This window comes from Cellulosimicrobium sp. CUA-896, assembly GCF_001942335.1.
Taxonomy (GTDB): Bacteria; Actinomycetota; Actinomycetes; order Actinomycetales; family Cellulomonadaceae; genus Cellulosimicrobium.
Map to the genome: position 1 here is coordinate 1 of NZ_MKKH01000007.1, position 26,380 is coordinate 26,380.

Annotated in this window: 17 protein-coding genes, 2 tRNA genes, 3 pseudogenes and 1 other annotated feature; of the genes and pseudogenes, 12 read left to right on the forward strand and 10 right to left on the reverse strand. The window is 71.1% G+C overall.

Annotated elements, in window-relative coordinates; translation table 11 throughout:
* The first annotated feature begins 956 nt into the window (after positions 1–956).
* Positions 957–2,194 (forward strand): IS3 family transposase gene (locus BJF88_RS02790; RefSeq protein WP_255371700.1). Its coding sequence is split into 2 segments (ribosomal slippage): positions 957–1,236 and positions 1,236–2,194, totalling 1,239 coding nucleotides; the frame shifts between segments, so codons are not numbered across the junction.
* Positions 1,235–1,348, forward strand: a sequence feature (AL1L pseudoknot). Its footprint overlaps the gene before it by 114 nt.
* A 1,167-nt stretch (positions 2,195–3,361) precedes the next feature.
* On the opposite strand, the gene BJF88_RS02795 is transcribed toward BJF88_RS02790, so the two are convergent.
* The 8 genes from BJF88_RS02795 to rpmH form a co-directional block, all read right to left on the reverse strand.
* Positions 3,362–4,693: a ParB/RepB/Spo0J family partition protein gene (locus BJF88_RS02795; RefSeq protein WP_075827679.1), complete on the reverse strand. Its 1,332-nt coding sequence runs from the start codon at positions 4,691–4,693 to the stop codon at positions 3,362–3,364.
* Positions 4,690–5,736 (reverse strand): ParA family protein, encoded by a 1,047-nt coding sequence (locus BJF88_RS02800; protein ID WP_139315883.1) that lies wholly within the window; start codon positions 5,734–5,736, stop codon positions 4,690–4,692. Before BJF88_RS02800 ends, BJF88_RS02795 begins: the two co-directional genes overlap by 4 nt.
* A gap of 201 nt (positions 5,737–5,937) precedes the next feature.
* Entirely contained in the window at positions 5,938–6,606 is a 669-nt protein-coding gene (rsmG, locus tag BJF88_RS02805) for a 16S rRNA (guanine(527)-N(7))-methyltransferase RsmG (RefSeq protein ID WP_075827680.1), read from the reverse strand.
* A gap of 220 nt (positions 6,607–6,826) precedes the next feature.
* A complete protein-coding gene (locus tag BJF88_RS02810) occupies positions 6,827–7,348 on the reverse strand; it encodes a R3H domain-containing nucleic acid-binding protein (protein WP_075827681.1) in 522 nt (173 codons plus the stop codon).
* A gap of 41 nt (positions 7,349–7,389) precedes the next feature.
* Positions 7,390–8,460, reverse strand: coding sequence for a membrane protein insertase YidC (gene yidC / locus BJF88_RS02815; protein ID WP_075827682.1), 1,071 nt, complete (start codon positions 8,458–8,460; stop codon positions 7,390–7,392).
* 54 nt (positions 8,461–8,514) lie between these two features.
* The gene (yidD, locus tag BJF88_RS21035; protein ID WP_253181908.1) at positions 8,515–8,733 is read right to left on the reverse strand and encodes a membrane protein insertion efficiency factor YidD; all 219 of its coding nucleotides are present in this window, start codon (positions 8,731–8,733) and stop codon (positions 8,515–8,517) included.
* Positions 8,734–8,888: 155 nt separating this feature from the next.
* Complete coding sequence (gene rnpA / locus BJF88_RS02825; RefSeq protein ID WP_075827683.1) at positions 8,889–9,260, reverse strand: ribonuclease P protein component; 372 nt, start codon at positions 9,258–9,260, stop codon at positions 8,889–8,891.
* A 6-nt stretch (positions 9,261–9,266) separates the two neighbouring features.
* Positions 9,267–9,404: a 50S ribosomal protein L34 gene (rpmH, locus tag BJF88_RS02830; RefSeq protein ID WP_012880118.1), complete on the reverse strand. Its 138-nt coding sequence runs from the start codon at positions 9,402–9,404 to the stop codon at positions 9,267–9,269.
* 547 nt (positions 9,405–9,951) lie between these two features.
* Here rpmH and dnaA point away from each other — a divergent pair.
* The 5 genes and pseudogenes from dnaA to BJF88_RS21040 all read left to right on the forward strand — a co-directional run bounded on the left by dnaA (position 9,952) and on the right by BJF88_RS21040 (position 16,423).
* The gene (dnaA, locus tag BJF88_RS02835) at positions 9,952–11,370 is read left to right on the forward strand and encodes a chromosomal replication initiator protein DnaA (protein ID WP_075827685.1); all 1,419 of its coding nucleotides are present in this window, start codon (positions 9,952–9,954) and stop codon (positions 11,368–11,370) included.
* Between the two features lie 887 nt (positions 11,371–12,257).
* Positions 12,258–13,388: a DNA polymerase III subunit beta gene (gene dnaN / locus BJF88_RS02840; protein ID WP_075827686.1), complete on the forward strand. Its 1,131-nt coding sequence runs from the start codon at positions 12,258–12,260 to the stop codon at positions 13,386–13,388.
* 108 nt (positions 13,389–13,496) lie between these two features.
* Positions 13,497–14,431 (forward strand): annotated as a pseudogene (gnd, locus tag BJF88_RS02845) (phosphogluconate dehydrogenase (NAD(+)-dependent, decarboxylating)).
* A gap of 47 nt (positions 14,432–14,478) precedes the next feature.
* Positions 14,479–15,773, forward strand: a pseudogene (gene recF, locus BJF88_RS02850) (DNA replication/repair protein RecF).
* Between the two features lie 320 nt (positions 15,774–16,093).
* Entirely contained in the window at positions 16,094–16,423 is a 330-nt protein-coding gene (locus tag BJF88_RS21040; protein ID WP_255371709.1) for a DUF721 domain-containing protein, read from the forward strand.
* Positions 16,424–16,543: 120 nt separating this feature from the next.
* Here the strand turns inward: BJF88_RS21040 and BJF88_RS19425 are convergent, their stop codons facing one another.
* The gene (locus BJF88_RS19425) at positions 16,544–18,094 is read right to left on the reverse strand and encodes a hypothetical protein (protein ID WP_075827688.1); all 1,551 of its coding nucleotides are present in this window, start codon (positions 18,092–18,094) and stop codon (positions 16,544–16,546) included.
* Positions 18,095–18,762: 668 nt separating this feature from the next.
* Between BJF88_RS19425 and BJF88_RS02865 the strand changes: the two are divergent.
* The 6 genes and pseudogenes from BJF88_RS02865 (at position 18,763) to BJF88_RS02885 (ending at position 25,096) form a co-directional block, all read left to right on the forward strand.
* A pseudogene (locus BJF88_RS02865) lies at positions 18,763–20,739 on the forward strand (DNA topoisomerase subunit B).
* 306 nt (positions 20,740–21,045) lie between these two features.
* A complete protein-coding gene (gene gyrA / locus BJF88_RS02870) occupies positions 21,046–23,685 on the forward strand; it encodes a DNA gyrase subunit A (RefSeq protein WP_075827727.1) in 2,640 nt (879 codons plus the stop codon).
* Entirely contained in the window at positions 23,682–24,605 is a 924-nt protein-coding gene (locus BJF88_RS18830; protein WP_139315886.1) for a DUF3566 domain-containing protein, read from the forward strand. The genes gyrA and BJF88_RS18830 overlap by 4 nt, the downstream gene beginning before the upstream one ends.
* Before the next feature lie 157 nt (positions 24,606–24,762).
* Positions 24,763–24,836 (forward strand) — tRNA-Ile (locus tag BJF88_RS02880).
* A gap of 27 nt (positions 24,837–24,863) precedes the next feature.
* On the forward strand, positions 24,864–24,983 hold the full coding sequence (locus BJF88_RS20175; RefSeq protein ID WP_222843916.1) for a DLW-39 family protein: 120 nt from the start codon (positions 24,864–24,866) through the stop codon (positions 24,981–24,983).
* Positions 24,984–25,023: 40 nt separating this feature from the next.
* Positions 25,024–25,096, forward strand: a tRNA-Ala gene (locus tag BJF88_RS02885).
* A 90-nt stretch (positions 25,097–25,186) separates the two neighbouring features.
* Here the strand turns inward: BJF88_RS02885 and BJF88_RS02890 are convergent.
* On the reverse strand, positions 25,187–26,332 hold the full coding sequence (locus BJF88_RS02890) for a hypothetical protein (protein WP_075827689.1): 1,146 nt from the start codon (positions 26,330–26,332) through the stop codon (positions 25,187–25,189).
* Positions 26,333–26,380: the final 48 nt, after the last annotated feature.

A 26,380-nucleotide genomic window follows, 5' to 3' on the forward strand; every position in this document is an offset into this window, starting at 1 on the left:
CGTCGACGCCAGCGAGCCCTCGGCAAGCTCACCCCCGTCGAGTACGAGCTCGCCTTCACCGCCCAGAACGCCGCGCTTGCGGCATGATCACCACTAACCCCGTGTCAACGGATCCGGCAGCAGTCCCTGCCCGAGCACAAGTCAACTCCCGGCGCAAGGAGACCCGCAAGTGTCTCGTGCGCTCAGCAGGTCGTCCGTCCGTCCGGCCGTGTCGCACCACGCTGGCGTCCCGTCCCCGCCTCGAGCCCGCTCCCTCTGGCGTCGCGTCGCCGTAGCGACGACTCCGCGCGTTGCGCGACCTCTCAGATCACGTCGTTCGACCTACCTCCGAGATCGCCTCCGCTGGCCACACCCCGCCGGCGACCGATCCCCCCACTGCCCGCTCTGCTCCACCGGCCGCTCCGCTCCACCGGCCGCTCCCTTCCATCGGCCGCTCCCCTCCACGGGCCGTCCCGCCACAGACAGCACTCGAGGAGCACGGCACCACGTCACCGGCGCCGTCCCGACGGTGGCGCCGTCAATCCTCGGGATCAGTGCCGTCCCGCGCGTGCTGGCCCCACGCGACCACATCCATGCGGACCAATTGCCCACATCTGTTCACGCGGAGCCGGTGCTCTCCGGCCCGCCACTCTTGACATCCGTTGTGACCATGTCGGCGACATCGCCGAGCTCTCTGTCAGCCGTTCGCGTTCACCCGCTCGGGCTGCCTGTCGTGGTCGGACCGCTGGGTACCGCCATGGACGATCGCGTCGCAGCTCTGTTCGATGCCATCCTCATCGTTCGCACTGACCGTGGCGGTCTCGGTCCGTGCACGGCAGGTCACTGCGGATCGCTGTGCTCCCGTAGGAGTGTCGCCTTCGTCAGCACCGCAGCTCGCCACGGAAGTCCAGCGCCGGGCTGTCGACTGAATCGCCCCGGGTTCCATGGAGGCTCTCAACCGACGGAGGATGAGGGTCATGGCTGCACCGAGGAAGTACCCAGACGAGTTGCGTGAGCGCGCCGTCCGGCTCGTGTTGGACGCGAAGAGGGATCCTGTGAGTCGTCCCGCGGCGTGCCGGCGGATCGGTGAGCAGCTCGGGATCAACCCCGAGACGCTGCGCGGATGGGTCAACCAGGCCGAGACCGACGCGGGCGAGCGTCCCGGGACCACGACGAGCGACGCGCAGAGGCTGGCGGAACTGGAGCGTGAGAACCGGGAGCTTCGGCGTGCGAACGCGATCTTGCGCAGCGCGTCGGCTTTCTTCGCGGCGGAGCTCGACCGCCCGTCGCCCAGGTAGTGGCGTTCATCGACGCCCACCGTGCCGAGTTCGGGGTCGAGCCGATCTGTCGCCAGCTGCAGATCGCCCCGAGCACGTACTACGCCACCAAGGCCCGCTCGCCCTCGGCTCGTGCCGTCAGCGACGCGCAGCTGACCGAGGTGATCCGGGTCGAGCACGCCGCAAACTACGGCGTCTACGGCGCCCGGAAGATGTGGCGGCACCTGCACCGGCTCGGGCACCCGGTCGGACGCTGCACCGTCGAACGCCTGATGCGTGCGGCTGACCTGCGCGGCGTGGTTCGCGGGCGCACCAAGCGCACCACGATCCCTGGCAAGGACGGCATCCGCGCCGGGGACCTGGTGAACCGGGCGTTCCGCGCGGACGCGCCGAACCAGCTGTGGGTCGCGGACTTCACCTACGTGCGCACCTGGTCCGGGTTCGCCTACGTCGCGTTCGTCATCGACGTGTTCTCCCGGATGATCGTGGGCTGGAAGGCTGACACGAACATGCGCGCCGACTTGGTCACCGACACCCTCGAGATGGCCGCGTGGACCCGCGGGCGGACAGGCGTCACGGATCTGACCGGACTGATCCACCACAGCGACGCCGGGTCTCAGTACGTCTCGCTGGCGCTGACCGAGCGCCTCGCGGCCTTGGGGATGCGTGCGTCGATCGGGACCGTCGCCGACGCCTATGACAACGCCCTCGCGGAGTCCACGATCGGGCTGTTCAACACCGAACTCATCCGTCTCCGCGGTCCCTGGCGCACGCTGGACGACGTCGAGATCGCGACCCTGGAGTGGGTCGACTGGTTCAACAACCGACGCCTGCACACCGAGCTCGGCGACATCCCACCGGCCGAGCACGAGGCCACCTACTACCGTCAGATCACAACGTCGACGAAGCTGGAAACCAGAGAACCGAGCCTCCACTGAACCCGGGGCGGTTCAGACCGAGGAATGAACCACGCCCACGCCCCTTCAAGAGACGATGATGCTCGATCACGTTTCACGTGAAACAGCCCCGGCGTTTCACGTGAAACGGCATCGGCACAGACGCTCCCCGCCCTGCGCCGTAACAGCGGGCGCAACGCCGGACCGTCACGGACCGCATGCCGCGGATCCTGTGGTGGACACGATCCTGCGACGGACACCCTCGACCTCCGCCATGAGCGGCGCCGCGACCTCGGTGATGTCCAGTTCTGCGACGCCGGCAACCGCGCACGCCGTTCCATACCTGGGGCCCGCGACCAATGAACCGACTCGTTCCCGCCAGGGGAATCGGCTGCGGTGGCCGCTTCAGTTCTGTGTCAATGCGCTGAGGGCGACCGGGGCGCGTCGACGACTCATGTCAGAGCGGCGACTTCGCGCTCGTGGCGCCGACAGAATCTGTCGCCACCATGCCTTGCTCGCCGCTTCCCAATTCTCCCCGCAGGCCGGTCCCTGCGATGCCCAGCGCGCGCCGCCCCCGCGCCCGGACGTCCAGGGCCCAGTCGCACGTCTCAGTACGTCGCGCTTTCGTCGTCCGCCAGCGTCCGCGCTTCACGCTCGCGCGCACGCGTGGTTGGCTCCGACGGACACCTTGTGCCCGTCGCCCGCCCTGTCGAGCGCGTTCGCGGTGAACACAGCTCTGACGCCCGGATTCACGCGCACTGATCTGCACGCCCACCCCCGCGGCGACCCCCACCGCCGCGCTCACGCCCACGGCCGCGCTCGTGCCACGGCCCACGCCCACGCCCACGCCCACGCCCACGCCCACGCCCACGGCGAATCGTCACCACTCCGATCTATCCGCCATTCGCGCAAACTTCGTCTCCTGGCGGCATGCAGGGGGCGCCGCTGGCGGGACGGCGGCGTCGGTGGCCCTTGTCTGAACGGCGGCTGCGTCGCCACGGCGTGGCCGAGCGCGAGGACGGACTCGCGGCAAGCACACCTCGACAGCTGGGAATCGCGGCTGACGCGTCGCGCTGCGGCACGGATGCGCCGCGGAACGTCGCCATCGCGCATCAAGGGACCGACGACGACAGAAGGGCTCGGACGCCTTGGCCGTCCGAGCCCTCCTGCAAGTTCAGCCCGCGATGGGCGACCCCGGTACGCCGATCGTCACGCGCGCAGCAGCCCGGGATCGTCCGGCGCCATGAGGTCGAGGATCCGATTCAGGTCTTCCACCGACGCGAACTCGACGGTCAGACGGCCCTTGTTCTTGCCGAGATCCACCTTCACACGCGTCTCGAAGCGGTCCGACAGGCGAGTCGCGAGGCCGTCGAGTGCCTCGGACCGTTGACCCGCGCGGGGCGTCCGTGCCTGGCGCCGTTCCTCGTCGAGCCCGCCCATCGCGACGATCTCTTCTGTCGCTCGCACGGACAGCCCTTCGGCGACGATGCGCTGCGCGAGCCGCTCGATCTCCGCCCCGTCCGTCAGACCCAGCAGCGCTCGCGCGTGGCCGGCCGAGAGCACACCAGCCGCGACCCGCCGCTGGACGAGCGGCGGAAGGCGCAGCAAGCGCAGAGTATTCGAGATTTGGGGCCGGCTGCGCGAGATGCGTTCCGCCAGCTCCTCGTGCGTGCAACCGAAGTCGTCCAACAGCTGCCGATACGCTGCCGCCTCTTCGAGCGGGTTCAGCGCGCTCCGGTGCAAGTTCTCCAGCAGCGCGTCGCGCAGGAGGTCCCCGTCGTCCGTCTCGCGGATGATCGCGGGAATCGCTGCCAGCCCCGCCGCCTGCGTCGCGCGCCAGCGCCGCTCCCCCATGATGAGCTCGTACGATGCGTCGTCACCGCTGACGGGCCGGACGACCACGGGCTGCAGGACGCCGATCTCACGAATGGAGCCGACCAGCTCGTCCAGCTCTCCCTCGTCGAACACGGACCGCGGCTGGCGCGGGTTCGGACGGATCGCGGTGACCGGGATCTCGGCGAATCGCGCACCAGGAACCGGGACCAGGTCGTCCGCGGCCCCTCCTGCCCAGTCATCGACGCCGGATGCGCCCGACGCGGACATGTCGCGCTGTCCCGCACCCTTTCCCTGCTCGGAAGTGGCTGTTTCACGTGAAACACCCTCGTCATCAGGCTGCCGAGTCTCCGCCGCTGCGGGCACCGCGACAGCCGTCGACGACTCCTCCGATGCTCCGCCCTGGACATCCGCGGGCGCGGTCGAGGAGATCGACTCGAGCGTCGCGATGTCAGCCTCGGACAGTGCAGCGATCGCGTCGACATCCGCCGGCCCGCTGCCCGCCTCGAGCGTGACGACCGCCGTGCCGACGGGCATGATCTCGCCCGACGCCGTGCCCGACTCGGTTGCCGGCGACGTCTCGGTCGGCGCGTCCGTGTCCGTCCTCGGCGCGCTCGGGAAGAAGACGTCGACCGGCCGGGTGCCCTCCGAGCTCGTCGGAATCAAGGCACCCAGGCCACGCCCGAGGCCACGCCTCTTCTCGCTCATCGCTGTTCCTCCAGGTGGACGACCGATCCTCCGATGGATCCGGCCAACTCGTGATCCCTATGCGTGGCCGAATCCTCGCGGGCCGCTTCGGGCTCGTCGTCCGGCTGCTCGGGTGGCGACAGTACGGCGACGGGCGCCGTGCCGTAGGCACCCTGCTCGGTGAGCTCCCGTGCCGCTTCCAGGTACGCCAGCGCTCCGGTGGACCCACCGTCGTACGTCATGACCGTCTGGCCGTGGCTCGGCGCCTCGGAGATTCGCACCGAACGCGGAACGGTCGTGCGCAGCGTCTGCTCGGGAAAGTGCTCACGCACCTCAGCGGCGACCTGCTGCGCGAGATTGGTGCGGCCGTCGTACATCGTCAGCAGGATCGTCGAGACGTGCAGGCCGGGGTTGAGGTGAGCACGGATGAGCTCGATCGTCTTGAGGAGCTGGCTGAGACCCTCGAGCGCGTAGTACTCGCACTGGATCGGGATGAGCACCTCACGCCCGACCACGAAGGCATTGATCGTCAGCAGCCCCAGGCTCGGAGGGCAGTCGACGAGGACATAGTCGATCGGGGGTTGACCCTCCCGTACGCGCTCGTCGAGGTAGTCGTCGAGGGCGCGGCGCAGTCGCGTTTCACGTGAAACCATCGAGACGAGCTCGATCTCCGCACCTGACAGGTCGATCGTGGCCGGGACACACCAGAGGGTCGGGATCTCCGGGCACTGCTGGACGGCGCTGCTCAGAGGGTCGCCCTCGACCAGCACGTCGTACACCGACGGAGTGCCCGCGCGGTGCTCCACCCCGAGGGCGGTCGACGCGTTCCCCTGCGGGTCGTTGTCGATGACGAGCACGTTGAGGCCGGAGAGCGCGAGACCGGCGGCGAGGTTGACCGTCGTGGTGGTCTTGCCCACGCCACCCTTCTGGTTCGCGACCGTGATGATGCGCGTGGACTGCGGCCGGGAGAACCGGCGTCCCTGGAGGTCGATGCGGCGACGTGCGTCGATGGCGAGCTGCGCGGCGAGGGGCGTGGACTCGTCCGTCTCGGGAAGGCTCGCCATCAGCGCCGCCCGACGGTCGTCGTCAGTGTGGGAGCCGCTGGGACTCACCGTCATCCCTTCCCAGCGCGTGGCTTCCCCGCCACCCTCATGGGTACTTTCCGTCACGCGCTTCTCCCTCTCCGACTCCGCGACTCCACGAGTCATGCCACGATGCCCCGCTCGCTCGGGTACGGATACCGCGCGAGTCCGCGGCGTCCGCGATCAGCGTGCTCCAGTCTGCCGTACGATCCGCACGACCGTGGTGCTCTCCACACCGGGAACCGTCGATGCGTCGATAACTTCCGGCTGCGAACCCTTGAGGCGGCGGAGCACCTTGCGAGCCGGGTCGATCTCCTTGGACACGTTCCTGCCCTTGAGGACGATCATCTCCCCGCCCGGGCGCAGCAGCGGGAGCGAGATGCGCGCGAGCTTGTCCAGAGCCGCGACGGCACGCGATGTCACGATGTCGCACTCGAAGGCGTCGTGGTACTCCTCGGCGCGCCCACGCTTGATCTCCACGTTGGTCAGGCCCAGATCGGCCACGATCTCGGCGAGCCAGGCGCACCGTCGCTCCATCGGCTCGATCAGGTAGACCGTCGCCCGCGGCCGCATCGCCGCGACGACGACACCGGGCAGACCCGCACCCGAGCCGACATCGGCGATCAGACCGGACTCGGGCAGGAACGGGACCACCGCTGCCGAGTTGAGGATGTGCCGGTCCCAGATGCGGTCGAGCTCCCTGGGACCGATGAGGCCCCGGACCTCACCCTCGTCGCGCAGCCGGGCAGCGAAGCTCTCCACTGCTGGATACGCCTCACCGAAATAGGTACGCACGGCTTGTCGATCGAGCGACTCGCTGGTCGAGGCCGTGCTCTCGGTTCCCGAACTCATCGTGGGTCCTTCCTCAGGTCGAAGCCCGCCTATCGTGTCACGGCGCGAGAGCGCCCCACGTCACGCGCGCTGCTCGGGGTGAACACGCCGGACATGCGCGCGACCCGAGGCAGTCGGATCACCGATCGAGTGTTTCCGGCACGCATGACGACGCCCCGCGCCCCAGGTGACGTTTCACGTGGAACGCGGGGCGCAGGATCGTCGACCCCGTGACGCTGGATCAGTTGTCCGGGTGGATCACCACGTAGCGGTGCGGTTCGACGCCCTCCGAGTCGCTCCTCATGCCGGCCGCCGCGACGACGTCGTGCACGACCTTGCGCTCGAACGCGTTGAGCGGTTCGAGAGACACCGTCGCGCCCTCGGAACGAGCGCGGGCGATCGACTCCTCCGCCAGCGTGGTGAGCTCACGACGACGTCGAGCGCGAAAACCTGCGACGTCGAGCATGAGCCGGCTCCGCTCGCCCGTGCGTGCCTGCACGGCAAGACGCGTCAGCTCCTGCAGAGCCTCCAGGACCTCGCCGTCCTCCCCGACGAGCGCGTCGAGAGAGCTCTGCTCGTCAGCGACGATCTCGACCGCAGCACGGTCGTGCTCCACGTCGATGTCGATGTCGCCGTCGAGGTCGGCGATGTCGAGCAGCTCCTCGAGGTAGTCGGCGGCGATCTCGCCTTCCTCCTCGAGACGACCGGTGGACGTCCCGACGGACTCGGTCTCGTCAGGCAGGGGGATCTCGGTGGACGGCATTCATGTGCTCCTCACGGCGACGGGACGCGCAGACGCGACGGCTACGGCTTCTTCTTCGGCTTCTTCGACGTGCCGGAGGGCGGCGCGTCGGTCGGCTCGTCCTCCACCGGTGCGTCCTCGACGGGCTTGCTCTGCCGGTTCACCGCAGCACCCGGGGCGCTCCCCTCCTGGGGGCGCTGGCCGCGCTGGCGGTCCTTGCGCTTGGGCTGCTGACGCTGCCCCCGAGGCTGCTCGATCACCGGCGTCGTGGGCTCGTCGACGATCCCCTTGGCCGCCTTCTTCCGCGCCTGACGCTCCTTGAGCTGTCGTTCCGCCTCGGAGCCGGGGGCCGGCATGCGTCGGATGGTGTAGAACTGCTGGCCCATCGACCACAGGTTCGTCGTCGTCCAGTAGACCAGGACGCCGACGGGGAAGTTCACGCCGGACACCGCGAAGATGAACGGGAACAGGTACAGCATCATCTTCTGCGTCTGCGCCATCGGGCCCTCGAGCGCGGCCTTGGGCATGTTCTTCATCGTGAGCTGGCGCTGCGTGAAGAACGTCGTGGCGCTCATCGCGATGATGAGGACGGCGATGACGATCCGCGACTGGAGGTCGTCGGTGCGCAGGAAGATGTCCGAGAGCTGAGCGCCGAAGACGGTCGAGCTCTCGATGTCGCTCGCGACGGAGGCGTCGATCGGGCCGATCGGATCGCTGTCCCCCTGGGAGATCGGGACCAGTCCGTTCAGCACCCGGAACAGCGCGAAGAAGATCGGCGACTGGAGCAGGATCGGCAGGCACGACGCGAACGGGTTCGTCCCGTGCTTGCGGTAGAGGTCCATCGTCTCGCGGCTCATGGCCTCGCGGGACGCGGGATCGGTCTTCCCCTTGTACTTCTTCTGGATCGCCTGCATCTCCGGCTGCAGCAGCTGCATCCCGCGCGAAGCCTTGATCTGCTTGAAGAAGAGCGGGATGAGCAGGATGCGGATGATGATGACGAGGCCGACGATCGACAGGACCCATGCCGTCCCCGGACCGTCGGAGAACCCCAGCAACGTGAGGCCCTGGTGGCACAGATACATGATCCACGCCACGACCCACTCGATGGGGTAGAGGAACGCGAAGAAGTCCATCGGTGACTGCTCCCTAACCTTCTGCCAAAGCTCGCGATTCGCCCGTGACCGGGCTCAGGACTGGTGCGTGTGGGCGTCTCGTGCCGGCGGGACGTCGTCGACGCCGCCGAGGCTCCAGGGGTTGCACCGGAGCAGTCTCCAGAGCGCGAGGCCGGTCCCCCGCAGCGCACCGTGCCGCTGCACGGCCGTCAGGGCGTAGTGGGAGCAGGACGGGTAGTACTTGCACGTGGGCCCGGTCATCGGGGAGATGACCGCCTGGTAGGCGCGCAGCATGCCGATCAGCGTCAGCGCCGGGAGCCGGCGGATGACGTCAAGCGCCCGACGGGCGTGCCCGCCGACCACGTGAGGTGGCACGTCGGGGTGCGCGAGCGTGCGCGTCGACGACGGCGGTCGGTCGCGGACCGTCGTGCCGGCGGGAGAGTGCGTGCTCATGTGGAGCCGTCCCGACGCTGGTTCCACCGCACGACGGCGCGCTCCAGTCCGCGCTCGAGGTCGCGGCTCAGCTCGTCGTACGTCGCGTCGGCCGAGGCCGGGAGTGCGCGGACCACGACTCGCCCGTTGGCGGGGAGACTGCTCAGCCGGGGCGCGGTCGCCGCACGCAGCCGGCGCTTCACGAGGTTCCTGTGCACAGCGTTACCCACAGCCTTGGATACGACAAAGCCGACCTGTGGCACCCCGTCCCGCTGAGCATCGTCCTCAGCGAGATGGACCACCACGGTCGACCTGCCGGCGCGCGCGCCCCGGCGCACCGCCCGCTCGAAATCCACGGAACGGCGCAGTCGGTGCGCCGCGGGAAGCACGTGCGATCAGGCAGAGAGCTCGGTGCGGCCCTTGCGGCGGCGGGCAGCCAGGATGGCGCGGCCGGCGCGGGTGCGCATGCGCAGCCGGAAGCCGTGGGTCTTCGCACGGCGCCGGGTGTTCGGCTGGAAGGTCCGCTTGCTCACGAGGTACTCCAAGAACGTCGGGGAGGAACACCGTCTGTGTCCTCGACGATGCAGTGACAGGCTCCGGTGGACCCTGCCGGTGGTTCGGTACTGCTGCACAGGCGGTCTCCCGCCCGGCCGCCCGGGCATCGGCTCCACGGCGACCGTGGTGTCCGGCGCTCGTCTCGCACGCTGGTGCTCGCACGAGGACATCGTGGCGATGTCCCCCGTGTGGGCGCGCCAAGAGCGCCTGGAACGGCTGTCTGACGTTACGCTGCCCGGTCCTGCTCGGTCAAACCCGGCCCGGGCGCTCCTCGTGCCGGCGCGGCTCACCGCGCGACGGGTGGTGCGGATCACCTCTTCGTCCTTGACCGCAGGCCGAGTTCGCGCTAGCTGCGCACAGGCTGTGGACAACTATGTGGACGAGTCGATCCGTGGCACGATCGTGCGAGCACCGTCTCATCCCGAGACATCACGTCGAACCGTGCCGCACGCCGCGCCGACCTGCGCGCCGACCTGAGCGACCCACGGGGCGACGCACGCCCGCGACCCCGTGAGGACCCCACCCGTGCCGAACCCGGACGAGAACATCGGCGACGTCTGGGCACAGACGCTGAGCATCCTCGAGGCGAGCCCGGACATCACCCCGCGGCAGATCGCGTTCATCCGCCTCGCCAAGCCGCTCGCCATCCTCGACGACACGGTGTTCATCGCGGTCCCCCACGAGCAGACCCGCACGTACCTCGAGACGCGCGTCCGTGACGAGCTCGTCACCGCCATGTCCTCCTGCCTCGGCCGTGACGTGCGCTTCGGCATCACGGTCGACCCGGAGCTCAGCTCCGAGCCCGTCTCGGCGCCCGCCTCGCGACCCGCCGTCGAACGGCCCTACGTCGACCCGGACGACGACCTCCCGGACCTGCCGCCACCGCCACCGCCCCGGCCGCAGGCGGAGCCGAGCCGGCTGAACCCCAAGTACGTCTTCGAGACGTTCGTCATCGGATCGTCCAACCGGTTCGCCCACGCCGCGGCCGTCGCGGTCGCCGAGGCTCCGGCGAAGGCGTACAACCCGCTGTTCATCTACGGCGACTCCGGGCTCGGCAAGACGCACCTGCTGCACGCGATCGGCCACTACGCGCACAACCTCTACCCGAACGTGCGCGTGCGCTACGTGAACTCCGAGGAGTTCACGAACGACTTCATCAATTCCATCGGCGAGGGCAAGGCCGGTGCGTTCCAGCGCCGGTACCGCGACGTCGACGTGCTCCTCATCGACGACATCCAGTTCCTGCAGGGCAAGGAGCAGACGATGGAGGAGTTCTTCCACACGTTCAACGCCCTGCACAACGCGAACAAGCAGGTCGTCATCACGTCCGACCTGCCGCCGAAGCAGCTCAACGGCTTCGAGGACCGGCTGCGCTCCCGCTTCGAGTGGGGGCTCATCACGGACGTGCAGCCGCCGGACCTCGAGACCCGTATCGCCATCCTCCGCAAGAAGGCCAGCAGCGAACGGCTCAACGCGCCGGACGACGTGCTGTCGTACATCGGGTCGCGGATCTCGACCAACATCCGCGAGCTCGAGGGTGCGCTGATCCGCGTCACGGCGTTCGCCAACCTCAACCGCCAGCAGGTCGACCTGCCCCTCGCGGAGATCGTCCTCAAGGACCTCATCACCGACGAGGACTCGGCGGAGATCACGCCGGCGGCGATCATCGCGCAGACCGCCGCCTACTTCGGGCTCACCATCGAGGACCTCTGCGGCGGATCTCGCTCCCGCGTGCTCGTCACCGCGCGGCAGATCGCCATGTACCTGTGCCGCGAGCTCACGGACCTCTCGCTCCCGAAGATCGGCCAGCAGTTCGGCGGCCGGGACCACACGACGGTCATGCACGCGAACCGCAAGATCACCGAGCAGATGGCCGAGCGCCGCTCGACGTACAACCAGGTCACGGAGCTCACGAGCCGCATCAAGCAGCAGCACCGCGGCTGACGATCTCACCTCCCCGCAGGATGGCCGGCCCGGCACGCGTGCGTGCCGGGCTTCGTCGTGCGCCCGTCGAGCACCACGTCGTGCGCCCCGTCGCGCGCCTCCTGCTCCGGGCCGCACGTGCTCCGGCCGTGCCCGGCACGCGGCCGTTCACATCCTGTGCGCCGAGTTGTCCACAGCATCCACAGGGTCGTTGTGGGCAACCCGAACCGCAGCATGACGCCCCCGCGCGGCACCGCCACCGGCGACCGAACGCCTGCGAGCGAGGCGACACTCGTACTTGTCCACCACCCGTGTGTGGACGCTGACGCCATGGGACAACGGTGAGGTGACCGCATGTACACACCTGTGCACGTTGCTGTGGATAACTGTGGACGACGGGCGTTCTCGTGTGGACACGAGCCCTGCCGTCGGTGGACACCGTGTGGGGACGAGAGGGCTGCCCACAGGGCGTGCGACTTTCCCACATGCTCCCCACCACGCCGTCCACATCGAAAAACGAGCCCTGACCTGCGCCGACGTCCGATATCCCCGGAGTGCACAACACCGATGACGATGACGAAGGAGTTCTCTAGAGGGGAAATCCACACGCCTTCATCAGGCTCCGGCCGACCGAGCGGCATCCTGCCCTCAGGACGCGTGCCGGCCACGGGGACAGCCGGTTCCTCCGGACCTCCTCCTCGCGTAGGGTGCATGCACGACAGGACGCGCAGCGTGGCCGCTGCCTCGACCTCCGGAGTGCGTGCCCGGCTCGCACCCGTGCACTCCCCGCTCGCGCGGGTCGCGGCGCGGGTGAGACGGCACGACACGGGCAGGCACGAGCGGGCACGGACGTCCCGGACATGTGAAGATCGAGTCCGATCCTGGACGATGGGACGAGAGGGTGTGGGATGAAGTTCCGGGTTGAGCGTGATGTCCTGGCCGACGCGGTGACCTGGACGGCGCGGACCCTGCCGACGCGGCCCCCGGCCCCCGTCCTCGCCGGCGTCCGGCTCGAGGCGGACGCGTCGGGGACGATCGGTCTGTCGAGCTTCGACTACGAGGTCTCCGCGCGGTCCGAGATCCCTGCCGAGGTGAGCGACCCGGGCACGGTCCTCGTCTCCGGCCGCCTCCTGGCCGAGATCTCCCGAGCGCTGCCCGCGAAGCCGGTCGACGTCGCGCTCGAGGGGAACAAGGTCATCGTCACGTGCGGCGCGAGCCGGTTCACGCTGCTCACGATGCCGGTCGAGGAGTACCCCGCACTGCCGTCCATGCCGGAGCTCACGGGCACCGTGTCCGGCGACGAGCTCACGCACGCGGTCGCCCAGGTGACCGTCGCCGCGAGCCGGGACGACACCCTCCCCCTCCTGACGGGCGTGCGCGTCGAGATCGAGGGCGAGCGCATCACGCTCCTCGCGACCGACCGGTACCGCCTCGCCCTGCGCGAGCTCACCTGGACGCCCGTCACGCCCAGCTACTCCGCCGTCGCGCTCGTGCGCGCGCGCACGCTCAACGACGTGGCGAAGTCCCTGGGCGGCTCGGGCCTCGTCAACGTGGGCCTCAGCACCGGCTCCGGCGTCGACCTCATCGGGTTCGAGGCGGGCGGCCGCCACACCACGTCCCAGCTCGTCGACGGCGACTACCCCGCCGTCCGCCGGCTCTTCCCGGACGAGACGCCGATCCACGCCGTCGTACCCACCGCCGCGCTCATCGACGCCGCCAAGCGCGTCTCGCTCGTGGCGGAGCGCAACACGCCGATCCGGCTGTCGTTCAGCGACGGGCAGGTCGTCCTCGACGCCGGCCAGGGCGACGACGCGCAGGCGTCCGAGGCCCTCGAGGCGGTCCTGGTCGGCGAGGAGATCTCGGTCGCCTTCAACCCCCAGTTCCTCCTCGACGGGCTCGGGGCCCTCGGCACCGACTTCGTCCGGCTGAGCTTCACGCACCCGAACAAGCCCGTCGAGTTCACGGGTCAGGAGTCCCTGGACGGCGAGGACTCGTCCACCTACCGCTACCTGCTCGTCCCGATCCGCTTCGCCGGCTGACCGGGTCACCGGCGCCGGCGCACCCGCGAGGACCGCACCGCCGTCGGACCGCCCCTGGCACCGTCCCGGACACCACGGCACCGCACTCTCGCACCCGGAGGACGTCTCATGGTCACCCGCATCGGACTCGTCGGTCTCGGCAAGATGGGCAACAACATGCGCGAGCGCATCCGCGCCGCGGGCATCGAGGTCACGGGGTACGACCCGCGTCCCGAGGTGTCGGACGTCGCGTCCCTCGCCGACCTCGTCGCCGCGCTGCCCGAGGACGAGCCGCGGATCGTGTGGGTGATGGTCCCCGCGGGCGAGCCGACCCGCGGCGTCGTCACCGAGCTCGGCGGGCTCCTCGGCGAGGGCGACGTCGTCATCGAGGGCGGCAACTCCCACTACCAGGAGGACCAGGCGCGCGCCACCGAGCTCGCGGAGAAGGGCGTCGGCTACCTCGACTGCGGTGTCTCGGGCGGCGTGTGGGGGCTGGACAACGGGTACGGGCTCATGGTCGGCGGCGCGAGGGAGCTCGTCGAGGCCGCCATGCCGGTCTTCGACGCGCTGCGGCCCGAGGGCCCGCGCGAGGAGGCTTCGTGCACGCGGGCGAGGTCGGCGCGGGGCACTTCGCCAAGATGGTCCACAACGGCATCGAGTACGGGCTCATGCAGGCCTACGCCGAGGGGTACGAGCTGCTCGCCGCGAAGGACGTCGTCACGGACGTGCACGGCACCATGAAGGCGTGGACGCGCGGCACCGTCGTGCGCTCGTGGCTGCTCGACCTCTTCGTGCGCGCGCTCGAGGAGGACCCGCGCCTCGCGCAGATCGACGACTGGGTCGACGACTCGGGCGAGGGCCGGTGGACCGTCGACGAGGCGATCGACAACGCCGTCCCGCTGCCGGTCATCTCCGCGGCGCTCTTCGCCCGCTTCGCCTCCCGTCAGGAGCAGTCCCCGGCGATGAAGGCGGTCGCGGCGCTGCGCCAGCAGTTCGGTGGCCACGCGGTCAAGGCAGCCGGCCCGACGTCGCCCGGCGCCGGTCCGCTCGAGCCGCCCGCCTGACCGCCGACCCACCCACGGACCTGTCCCCGACGCACCACCGGGCACCCATGTACGTCTCCCACCTGTCCCTCGTCGACTTCCGCTCGTACGAGACGGTCGACGTCGAGCTCGTGCCGGGCGTCAACGCGCTCGTGGGCCCGAACGGGCAGGGCAAGACGAACCTCGTCGAGGCCGTCGGATACGTCGCGACGCTCTCGAGCCACCGGGTCGCGGGCGACGTCGCGCTGGTCCGGGCCGGCGCGCCCCGCGCCGTCGTGCGCACGCGCGTCGTCCGCGGGGACCGGGCCAGCACAGTGGAGCTCGAGCTCAACCCCGGCAAGGCGAACCGGGCACGCATCAACCGCTCCCCCGCGTCGAGGCCGCGCGACGTCCTCGGGATCGTGCGCACCGTCCTGTTCGCCCCCGAGGACCTCGCCCTCGTCAAGGGTGACCCCGACGGACGCAGGCGCTTCCTCGACCAGCTCGCCGTCCTCCTCGTGCCCCGGGTCGCCGCGCTCGTCGCGGACTACGACCGGGTGCTCAAGCAGCGTGGTGCGCTGCTCAAGTCGGCCTCCGCGCTGCGCGGCCGGGGCCGTGGGCGCGCACGCAGCGCCGCCCCGCCTCCTGCGGCCGACGACGCCCCGGGCGCCGGGGAGGACGGCGGCACGGAGGCCGCGCTCGCCACGCTGGACGTGTGGGACGCGCGCCTGGCCGCCCTCGGCGCCGAGATCACCGCGCTGCGTCTCCAGCTCGTCGCGGCCCTCACCCCCTACGTGGCGCACGCCTACGAGCAGGTCAGCTCGGGCCAGGGCGACGCCCGCGTCGCGTACCGGTCGTCCGTCGACGAGGCGCTCGGCGAGGACGCCGCGGCCGAGGAGGCCAGCGGTGACGAGGCCTCGGACGGTCCGGCGGCGCCCGGCATCCCGGACGTGGCGACGCTCGAGAAGCGCATGCTCGGCGCGCTGCGGGCTGTCCGTGCGAAGGAGGTCGAGCGCGCCGTCACCCTCGTCGGGCCCCACCGGGACGACCTGGTGCTCACGCTCGGCGGGCTGCCCGCGAAGGGCTACGCGAGCCACGGGGAGTCGTGGTCCTTCGCGCTCGCGCTGCGCCTCGCGTCGTACCGGCTCCTCAAGGACGGGGCCCCCGCGGGCCTCGAGTCGCTGCTGTGGGCGGACCAGTGGGGCCGGACGGCGAGCCGATCCTCGTGCTCGACGACGTCTTCGCCGAGCTCGACGCGCGCCGCCGCGACCGTCTCGCGGAGCTCGTCGCGGACGCCGGCCAGGTCATCATCACCGCTGCCGTGGCCGAGGACGTCCCGGCACTGCTCGACGGCGCCCGGTTCGCGGTGCAGGGCGGGTCGTGACCCGTGCCGACTGACGACGGGGACGTCGACCCGACGACGAGGACGCCGGCCGAGGACCGCGCCGCCCCGGGCGCGACGCGGGGCCGCACGAGGACGGGGCTCGCCGGGACGACGAGCCGCGCTCGACGGGGCTGCCCGTCGGGGACGTCGTCGAGCTGACCCCGCCCGCCGAGGTCGCGCGGCAGGCGCTGAACCGTGCGAAGGCGGCGGCGCGCGCCAAGGGACTGCGTCCCGGCCAGGAGCCCCGCCGGCGTGTGCTGGCGGACCCGCCGGCGTCCGGGGCGCGCCCGGGAGGCCGGGACCCGCAGCTGCTGGGGGACGTGCTCGCCCACCTGCTGCGTGAACGGGACTGGGTGGCCGACGTCTCGGTCGGCGGCGTCGTCGGCCGCTGGCGCGAGGTCGTCGGCGACCAGGTCGCGGACCACTGCGAGCCCGAGACGTTCGAGGACAAGGTCCTCGTCGTGCGCGCCGACTCGACCGCGTGGGCCACGCAGGTGCAGCTGCTCGCGCCCCGGCTCCTGGAGCGGCTCGCGCAGGAGGTCGGCGAGGGCGTCGTCGAGACCGTGACGGTGCTCGGTCCTGCCGGGCCCAGCTTCCGCCGCGGCAAGCGGGCGGTGCGTGGCCGTGGGCCGCGCGACACCTGGGGCTGAGGCCGGGACGCACCGCGCGCACGGCTGACCGGGACCGGCGCGAGGACGAGGGGCCCGTCACGGACGTCCGTGACGGGCCCCTCTGTCCCGGGTGTCGGCGTCGACGTCCCGGGGACGTCGTCAGGCCTGGACGCGTCGGCGCAGCCAGAGGACGAGCGCGCCGCCGCCCACGAGCAGGACGGCGAACGCCGCCGCACCGGCGACGGTCGCACCGGTCGAGGCGAGCTGCGAGCCCTCGTCGTCGCTCACCAGCGTGACGTCCTCCGCGGCGATCGGCTCGACCGGCGGGTTGGCGCACTCGCTCGACGCCGGCGGGTAGTCCACGACGGTCGAGTACGACGGGTTCACCTCGAACCGCACCTGCACGCCCTCACGCGTCCACGCGTAGTTCCCCTCGGTCTGCGTGTAGGAGCCGTCCTCGTTGCGCACGTAGCCCGGCCACTGCTTCGGCTCGCTCGCCGACGCGCCGGGCCACAGCACGCGACCGCCGAGCGGCTGGTCCGTCACCACGTGGTCCTCGCCGCCGCGCGGGTGGAGGAACGTGATCGTCAGCGGGGTGTCGCCGTCGGCCTCGACGCCCTCGGGCAGGGTGACCTCGTAGCCCAGGTACGGGACGTCGGCCTCGCACACGGCCGCGATCTCGCCGGGCACCAGCGCGCAGTCCTCGGCGGCGGGCAGGACCGCCTCGGCCGGGAGGACGGCGCGGCTGCCGTCCTCCTCGACGACGTAGCCGTCCGGCACGTCGGCGAGCGTGACGCCGTCCGCGGCCTCGGCGACGACGCCCTCCTCGGTCGCGGTGTAGCGGATCAGCGTGGTGTCCTCGGGCAGCACGACGTCCTGGATCCCGGCGCCGCAGACCGCCGCGGCGGCGGGCGCCACCGGCGCGGCCTCGACCACCGGCGCGGGCGGCGCGGCGATCGGGCGCCCGGGCGCGAACCCGGGCCCGCAGGTGCCCGCGGGGAGCAGCTCCGAGAGGTCCTGGTGGTCCCAGGCGACGAGGCTGCCGGCGGGGAAGTCGCCGGTGTGGTTGCCGTCCGCCGAGTACTCGATGTCGGTCGGGAGGTCGTACTCGCGGGAGGGGAGCCGGATGAGGTCCTGCTGCACGCCCCACGCGGTGCACAGGGCCTCGTCCGTCACGTCCTCGCCGACGACGTCGCGGACGGCGTCGAGATCGAGCGGCTCGACCGTCCAGGTCAGCGCCCACGGGTCCGCCGGGACCGCGGTGTCGTGGCCCGTGACGAGCTCCTGCGGGCCGGAGTTCTCCCAGGCGGCGGCCTTCTCGGCGTCGAGCTTCGGGTAGACGTACACGCCCACCTGCCCGAGGTCCTCGCCGCTCGGGCACGCGGTGGTGGTGCCCTCGTCGCTCCAGTCCCACCGGGGGTCGTCCGCCGCCTCGACCTCGACCTCCCACTCGTGGTCGGTCGTCGGGTCGAGGTCCACGGACGTCCGGAAGTCGCGGCCGAACCGCTCCTTCTCCACGACCTCGCCGTCGACCGTGACGGTGACCTCGTTGGCCCTGCCCCGCTCCGCGTAGGCCCAGAGCGCGACGTCCACCGAGGAGCAGTCGGCGTCGACGACGGGGGTGTGCGCGGAAGCCGGCGCGGCGGTCGCGACCAGTGCGGCGCCCAGTGCGAGCGCTGTGGTCGCGGCGCCCGCGAGAAGTCTCTTCACGGGGGAGGTGTCCCTTCGAGGCATGGGCCGGCCGCTGCCCCCTGACAGCCGGCTGAAAAGTGATTGACCGGGCCATCCAACCATCATCGTCGCGAAATTCCGATACCCGGCCAAGGTATATCCGGAGCGCCGAAAGCGGACTTATATCGCATCAGCACGCCGTGGACAACCCTGTGGACAACGGTGTGGAGAAGTCCGCGCAACTCCTCGGCGCGCGGACGACCGGCCGTCCTCAGGGACGCGCAGATCCGCGGTTCCGGGCTCTCGGCAGGTAGACTGGGACGGTCATTCCGGGTCGTGCCACCGCCCTTCCCGCAGCTCTCGCGCCCCGCGCGACCGGCCACCGGCCGGCCACGCTCCTCGGGTTCCCGGGAGACCTGCGTCCTCGACGGTGCAGGCCCGGAACCTATGAGCCGTCGACGACCGTCCTGCGCGGGAGGAACGGCCGGATCCGGGGCGGAACCCGGCCGGATCCGGGCCCGCGCCTGCAGCGGCAGCCGTCGGGTGCACGACGACGAGGAGCAGTCCTGCCCGTGGCAGACCACATCGACACCGCCCAGTCCCCCATCGCGGCCGCGGCCGACGGCACACCCCCTGCGGGCGGTGGCTACGACGCCAGCAACATCACCGTCCTCGAGGGGCTCGAGGCGGTCCGCAAGCGTCCGGGCATGTACATCGGATCGACGGGCGAGCGAGGGCTCCACCACCTTGTGTACGAGGTTGTGGACAACTCGGTGGACGAGGCGCTCGCCGGCCACGCCGACACCATCGACGTGACACTCCTCGCCGACGGCGGTGTACGAGTCGTCGACAACGGTCGCGGCATCCCCGTGGCGATGCACCCGACGGAGGGCAAGCCGACCGTCGAGGTCGTCATGACGATCCTCCACGCGGGCGGGAAGTTCGGCGGCGGCGGCTACGCCGTGTCCGGCGCCTCCACGGCGTGGGCATCTCCGTCGTCAACGCGCTGTCGACGCGCGTCGTCACCGAGGTGCGGCGTGACGGCTACGCGTGGCGGCAGGAGTTCGCCGACGGCGGCAAGCCCGTCGGCGGGCTCGAGCGGGGCGACGCGACGTCCGAGACGGGGACGTCGCAGACGTTCTGGGCCGACCCGGCGATCTTCGAGACGACCGACTTCGACTTCGAGACGCTCCGCGCGCGCTTCCAGCAGATGGCCTTCCTCAACAAGGGCCTGAGGATCACCCTGACGGACGAGCGCCCCGCCCACCTCGACACGGGCGACGAGGTCACGGGCGGGGACGGCGCCACCGCCGCCACGGCCGACGACGTCGCGGAGGTCCCCGACGGCACGGACGACGACGCGGCGGCGACCGCACCGAAGGCGCGCACCGTGACGTACAAGTACGACGGTGGTCTCGTCGACTACGTCAAGCACCTCAACTCGGCGAAGAAGGTCGAGCTGGTCCACCCGGACGTCATCGACTTCGAGTCGGAGGACACCGAGCGCAAGATCTCCGTCGAGATCGCGCTGCAGTGGACGAGCGCGTACTCCGAGTCGGTGCACACCTACGCCAACACCATCTCCACCACCGAGGGCGGCACGCACGAGGAGGGCTTCCGCGCGGCCATGACGTCCCTCGTCAACCGCTACGCCCGCGACAAGGGCATCCTCAAGGAGAAGGACGACAACCTCACGGGCGACGACATCCGCGAGGGCTCACCGCCGTCGTCTCCGTCAAGCTCGGCGAGCCGCAGTTCGAGGGCCAGACCAAGACGAAGCTCGGCAACACCGAGGCCAAGACCTTCGTCCAGCGCGTGGTCAACGAGCGCCTCGTCGACTGGTTCGACTCGCACCCCACGGAGGGCCGCGACGTCATCCGCAAGGCGATCCAGGCGTCGCAGGCCCGCATCGCCGCCCGCAAGGCCCGCGAGGCCACGCGGCGCAAGGGGCTGCTCGAGTCCGGCGGCATGCCCGGCAAGCTCAAGGACTGCCAGTCCAACCGTCCCGACGAGTGCGAGATCTTCATCGTCGAGGGCGACTCGGCGGGCGGTTCCGCGGTGCGCGGGCGCAACCCGCACACCCAGGCGATCCTGCCGCTGCGCGGCAAGATCCTCAACGTCGAGCGCGCACGCCTCGACCGCGCCCTGTCGAACGCCGAGGTCCAGGCGATCATCACCGCGTTCGGCACCGGCATCGGCGAGGACTTCGAGCTCGCCAAGCTCCGGTACCACAAGATCGTGCTCATGGCCGACGCGACGTCGACGGCCAGCACATCTCGACGCTCCTGCTCACGCTCCTGTTCCGCTACATGCGGCCGCTCATCGAGAACGGGCACGTGTACCTCGCGCAGCCGCCGCTCTACCGCCTCAAGTGGTCCAACGCGCCGCACGACTACGTCTACTCCGACCGGGAGCGCGACGCCTTCCTCGCGGCGGGCCAGGCGGCGGGCAAGCGGATCCCCAAGGACAACGGCATCCAGCGCTACAAGGGCCTCGGCGAGATGGACTACTCCGAGCTCTGGGACACGACGATGGACCCCGAGCACCGCACGCTCAACCAGGTGACGCTCGACGACGCCGCCGCCGCGGACGAGATCTTCTCCGTCCTCATGGGCGAGGACGTCGAGTCGCGCCGCAGCTTCATCCAGCGCAACGCCAAGGACGTGCGGTTCCTTGACATCTGACCCGCGCGCCCTCCGGCGCGCCCCGGGCGTCGGTGGTGGGACGCCGGGACGGGGCGCTCCGGGGCGGCCGTGCCGGGTCTACCATCCGCGCCGCTCGTCCCTCGCGGCGCTCCCGCCAGACCCGCCACGACCCGGCACGGCCGCCCCTCCGACCCCGTCCTGGCGCGGCTGCGCCCGACCTGACGGCGCGGCCAGCCCGAGCACCGACGGCGCACCGAACGCGGTGGCGACCACGAGCAGCGAGCACGAGACGAACGAACGAGGTAGACCGTGACCGACGAGCAGAACCCCGAGACGGAGCCCGACGTGCCGGGCGACGGCGCGAGCGACGAGATCGTGCACGCCGACGGGACGGCCGTCGCGGTGCACCACGGGCGCATCGAGCAGGTCGACCTGCAGCTGGAGATGCAGCGGTCGTACCTCGACTACGCGATGAGCGTCATCGTCGGTCGTGCGCTGCCCGACGTGCGCGACGGCCTCAAGCCCGTGCACCGCCGCGTGCTGTACGCGATGTACGACGGCGGGTACCGGCCGGACCGCGCGTACTCCAAGTGCTCGCGCGTCGTCGGCGACGTCATGGGCAAGTTCCACCCGCACGGCGACAGCGCGATCTACGACGCGCTCGTGCGCCTCGTGCAGGACTGGTCGATGCGCTACCCGCTCGTCGCGGGGCAGGGCAACTTCGGCTCCCCGGGCGACGACCCGGCCGCGGCACCGCGGTACACCGAGTGCCGGATGGCCCCGCTGGCCATGGAGATGGTCCGGGACATCGACAAGGACACGGTCGACTTCCAGGACAACTACGACGGCCGGACGCAGGAGCCCGCCGTGCTGCCGGCGCGGTTCCCGAACCTGCTGGTCAACGGCTCGGCGGGCATCGCCGTCGGCATGGCGACGAACATCCCGCCGCACAACCTGCGCGAGGTCGCCTCGGGCGTGCAGTGGCACCTCGAGCACCCGGACGCGTCGCGCGAGGAGCTGCTCGCGGCGCTCCTGCAGCGCGTCAAGGGCCCCGACTTCCCGACGGGCGCGACGATCCTCGGCCACAAGGGGATCGAGGAGGCGTACCGGACGGGACGCGGGTCGATCACGATGCGCGCCGTCGTCAACGTCGAGGAGATCCAGGGCCGGATCTGCCTCGTCGTCACCGAGCTGCCCTACCAGGTCAACCCCGACCGCCTCGCGGCGAAGATCGCCGACCTGGTCAAGGAAGGGCGCATCCAGGGCATCGCCGACATCCGCGACGAGACGTCGGGCCGCACGGGCCAGCGCCTCGTCGTCGTGCTCAAGCGCGACGCGGTCGCGAAGGTCGTGCTGAACAACCTGTACAAGCACACCCCGCTGCAGGACTCCTTCGGCGCCAACATGCTGGCGCTCGTGGACGGCGTGCCGCGCACGCTGTCCCTCGACGCGTTCGTCCGGCACTGGACGACGCACCAGCTCGACGTGATCCAGCGCCGCACGCGCTACCTGCTGTCCGAGGCCGAGCGCAGCATCCACATCCTGCGCGGGTACCTCAAGGCGCTCGACGCGCTGGACGAGGTCATCGCGCTGATCCGTCGCTCGCCCGACGTGGAGGTCGCCCGCTCCGGCCTCATGGAGCTCCTCGGGGTGGACGAGGTCCAGGCGACCGCGATCCTCAACCTGCAGCTGCGTCGCCTGGCCGCCCTGGAGCGGCAGCGGATCATCGACGAGCACGACGAGCTCGAGCGCCGGATCGTCGACTACCGCGACATCCTCGCGAAGCCGGAGCGCCAGCGCCGGATCGTCGGCGACGAGCTGCGCGAGGTCGTGGACCGCTACGGGGACGAGCGCCGGACGACGATCCTGCCGTTCGACGGCGAGGTCTCCGTCGAGGACCTCATCGCCGAGGAGGAGATGGTCGTCACCATCACGCGCGGCGGGTACGCCAAGCGCACGCGCAGCGACAGCTACCGGGCCCAGAAGCGCGGCGGCAAGGGCGTGCGCGGGGCGCAGCTGCGCGAGGACGACATCGTCGACCACTTCTTCGTCACGACGACGCACCACTGGCTGCTGTTCTTCACCAACCTCGGGCGCGTGTACCGCGCGAAGGCGTACGAGCTGCCCGAGGGCGGCCGGGACGCCAAGGGTCAGCACGTGGCGAACCTGCTGGCGTTCCAGCCGGGCGAGAAGATCGCGCAGGTGCTCGACCTGCGCGACTACGACGCCGCGGACTACCTGGTGCTCGCCACGCGCCGCGGGCTCGTGAAGAAGACGCGCCTGACGGAGTACGACTCCCCCCGCTCGGGCGGCCTCATCGCGATCAACCTGCGCGAGGACGAGCACGGCATCCCGGACGAGCTGGTCTCGGCGCGCCTCGTCGACGGTGACGACGACCTCATCCTCGTCTCGCGCAAGGGGCAGTCGATCCGGTTCCAGGCGAACGACGAGTCGATCCGTCCGCTGGGCCGCGCGACGTCGGGCGTGACGGGCATGAAGTTCCGGGAGGACGACGAGCTGCTCGCGGCCGACGTCGTCCGCCCCGGTGCCGACCTGTTCGTCGTCACCGAGGGAGGGTTCGCGAAGCGCACGCGCGTGGACGAGTACCGCGTCCAGGGACGTGGTGGCCTCGGCATCAAGGTCGCGAACCTCGTGGAGGCGCGTGGAGATCTCGTGGGGGCTCTGGTGACGGAGGCCGACGACGAGGTTCTCGTCATCATGGAGCGGGGCAAGATCGTCCGGTCCGCCGTCGGCGAGGTGAACCTCACGGGTCGCAACACCCAGGGGGTGACGTTCGCGAAGCCGGACAAGGGGGACCGCATCATCGCGGTCGCCCGGAACGTCGAACGTCGTCTCGCTGAGGATCGGGATACCGTGGGCGACGAGAGCACGCCGAGCACTGCCCCGGACTCCGACCAGAGCGCCACGGCCGAGGAGGCCGGTGGGACCGAGACGACCCCCGGAACCACCGAGGAAACCAGATGAGCAGCGAGAAGAACGCACCGCCGAGCGTGACGCCGGAGTCCGCCGTGCCGCGCCCCGACACGAGCACGCGGACGGCGTCCCGCCCCGCGCGCGACGGGTCGGCCGGCGGGTCGGGCAACGGGCGCAGCCAGGGTGCGGCGACCGCTCCCCCGCCGCCCCCGCCGCCGCCCGTGGTCGAGCAGGACCAGGCGTTGTCCGCCGGGGCGGACGCCTCGACGTCGGACCCGGACGACCGCATGGAGACGGCGTCGGGCGAGAGCCGTGTGTCGGTGGCCCGGGCCGGTGCGGTCAAGGCCGCCGCGGCCGCGCTCGCCGCGGCGCGCTCGGCGGCGAAGAAGGTCTCGGCGTCCGCGCCGCAGGAGCGCGCGGAGCACGACCTCGACCACCGGACGGAGACGGGAATGGCCACGACGGCGGAGACCGAGGCCGGGCCCGCGCCCGACACCTCCTCGATGCACTACTCGGCGGCCGGTGTGACCGGTACGGCGAGCGCGCTGACCGGCTCGACGCCGGCGGTGTCGACGGCCACGGGGGCGACCCCGGTCGTCCGTGGGGACGGGCCGCGACGCGTGCGGCTGTCGGTCTCGCGCATCGACCCGTGGTCGGCGATGAAGCTGGGCTTCCTCCTCGCGGTCGCGATCGGCATCATGACGGTCGTCGCCACGGCCGTGGTCTGGTACGTGCTCGACGGGATGATGGTCTTCGACAAGGTCCAGGACTTCGTCACGCAGATCGCCGGCGAGGAGAGCGACGTCGACATCAAGCAGTTCGTCGAGTTCGGGCGCGTCGTGTCGCTCGCGACGCTGCTCGGTGTCGTGAACGTCGTGATCATCACCGCGCTGTCGACGATCATGGCGTTCCTGTACAACATCGTCGCCGCCCTCGTGGGCGGTGTGCACCTCACGCTGACCGACGACTGACGCACGGTGGCCGTCCGCGCCGTCGGGCAGTGGCGGGACCCGCTCCGGTTTGGGCGAGCGGGCCCGCGTGGGGTAACCTCAAGCGCTGCCTGCGTGCGGCACGACTCCCTCCGCGGCCCTCGTGGCCAGGCAGGGAACGGCTACGCAGAGCGCGGACGGGCCTATAGCTCAGACGGTTAGAGCGCTTCCCTGATAAGGAAGAGGTCAGAGGTTCAAGTCCTCTTAGGCCCACTGTCGAACCCACCGAGGGGGAACGTGATGAAGAAGCTCGTGGTCCTGATCCTCGCCGCCGGCGCCGGATACCTCGTGTGGCGCAAGTACTCCGAGGACTCGGCCGAGCGCGACCTGTGGGCCGAGGTCACCGACACCTTCGAGTGAGCCGCACGGCTCGCACCTCCGGCTCCCGGCCGGAGCTCCAGGGGCCATGGCGCAATTGGTAGCGCACCTGCTTTGCAAGCAGGGGGTTGGGGGTTCGAGTCCCCCTGGCTCCACGTCCTGGACCAGCACGACGCCCCGCACCGAACGGTGCGGGGCCGTCGTCGTCCGCCGGGCCGGCCGGACGCGCCGGCCGGCCCGGACCGTCACGCGCCGGGCTTGGTCTCGCCCGAGCCCTCGGTACCCGTCTCCGACGGCTCGCCGGCGGCACCCGACTCCTCGGCGCGCTTCGCCGCGTCGTCGGCGGACCCGCTGGTCGACGTCTCGGTGGCGTCCTGCGGCACGGCCGAGGCCTGCCCCGCGGCGTTCTTCGCGGAGCCGCCGCTGCGGGAGCGGGTGGTGGCCTTCTTCGCCGTGCCGCGGGCGTCGGACACGGCCTCGTTCACGCGGCCGGAGACGTCGTCGCGCACACCGGCGGCCCGCTCGGCGAGCTTGTCGGTGGCCTCGCGCCCGCGCGCGACGGCCGATCCGGCCGCCTCGCCGAGCTGCTCGGCGGCGTCCCCGACCGCGTGCCGCGCGTCGCCGACGACGTCGTCGAAGCGGGTCTGCTGCTGCTCCTGCTCCCACGGCTCGGCCCACGGGTCGGTCTGGGGCTGCGCGCGCCGGTACAGCACGTAGCCGACGCCCGCGGCGGTCACGCCGCCGACGACCCACCACACGGCCTTGCCGCCGCCGGAGGACTCCTTCTTCGCGGCCTTCTTCGCCGCCTTGTCCGCGGCCTCCGCGAGCTTCCGCGCGGCCTTGTCGGCAGCCTTGCCCGCCTTCTTCCCGGCGCGGCCCGAGCCCTTCTGCGCCTTCTTGGCGGCGGCCTTGGAGGCCTTCTTCGCCTGCTTGGACAGCTTGTGCGCCTTCTTGCCGCCCGCGGCCACCGTGCCCGCGGTGACGGCGGCCGTGGCACCCGCGGCGCCGACCGCGTGCTCGGACGCACGCTGGGCGGCCTCGTTGAAGCTCGCGACGATCTTCGGCAGCACCTCGTCGACGAGCTTGTCGTGGGCGGTGTCGATGGCGGGCCCGGCCTTGTCCGCGGCCTTCTCGACACGCGGGGCGGCGGCCTGGATGCTGTCCTGCCACGCCTTCTCGACGCGCGGCTGCAGCCACTCGAGGAACGCCTCCGCCTTGGGCGTGCCCCACTCCTTGGCGTGGACCGCGGCGTCCTTGGCCTGCCCGGCCAGGTGCCCGGCCGCGGTCTGTGCCGTCGCGACGGCGCCTGCCGCCTGGTCCTTCATCTTGTCGGTGTCCAGCGAGCCGATCGTGTCCTTGACCGTGCTGGTCCCTGAGCGAGAACGAGTCATGCGCGCTCCTCGGTTCGTCGTCCGACGCGGACGGTGGTGGAAGGTGAC

Bases quoted from the DNA above. Each gene is read 5' to 3' on its own strand.
- BJF88_RS02890 (WP_075827689.1), bottom strand. From the start codon at position 26,332: ATGACTCGTTCTCGCTCAGGGACCAGCACGGTCAAGGACACGATCGGC.
- BJF88_RS18830 (WP_139315886.1), top strand. From the start codon at position 23,682: ATGAGCAGCGAGAAGAACGCACCGCCGAGCGTGACGCCGGAGTCCGCC.
- yidC (WP_075827682.1), bottom strand. From the start codon at position 8,460: ATGGACTTCTTCGCGTTCCTCTACCCCATCGAGTGGGTCGTGGCGTGG.
- BJF88_RS02800 (WP_139315883.1), bottom strand. From the start codon at position 5,736: ATGGCGAGCCTTCCCGAGACGGACGAGTCCACGCCCCTCGCCGCGCAG.
- BJF88_RS02795 (WP_075827679.1), bottom strand. From the start codon at position 4,693: ATGAGCGAGAAGAGGCGTGGCCTCGGGCGTGGCCTGGGTGCCTTGATT.
- yidD (WP_253181908.1), bottom strand. From the start codon at position 8,733: ATGCTGCGCGCCTACCAGGCGGTCATCTCCCCGATGACCGGGCCCACG.
- rsmG (WP_075827680.1), bottom strand. From the start codon at position 6,606: ATGAGTTCGGGAACCGAGAGCACGGCCTCGACCAGCGAGTCGCTCGAT.
- dnaN (WP_075827686.1), top strand. From the start codon at position 12,258: ATGAAGTTCCGGGTTGAGCGTGATGTCCTGGCCGACGCGGTGACCTGG.
- BJF88_RS02810 (WP_075827681.1), bottom strand. From the start codon at position 7,348: ATGCCGTCCACCGAGATCCCCCTGCCTGACGAGACCGAGTCCGTCGGG.
- BJF88_RS20175 (WP_222843916.1), top strand. From the start codon at position 24,864: ATGAAGAAGCTCGTGGTCCTGATCCTCGCCGCCGGCGCCGGATACCTC.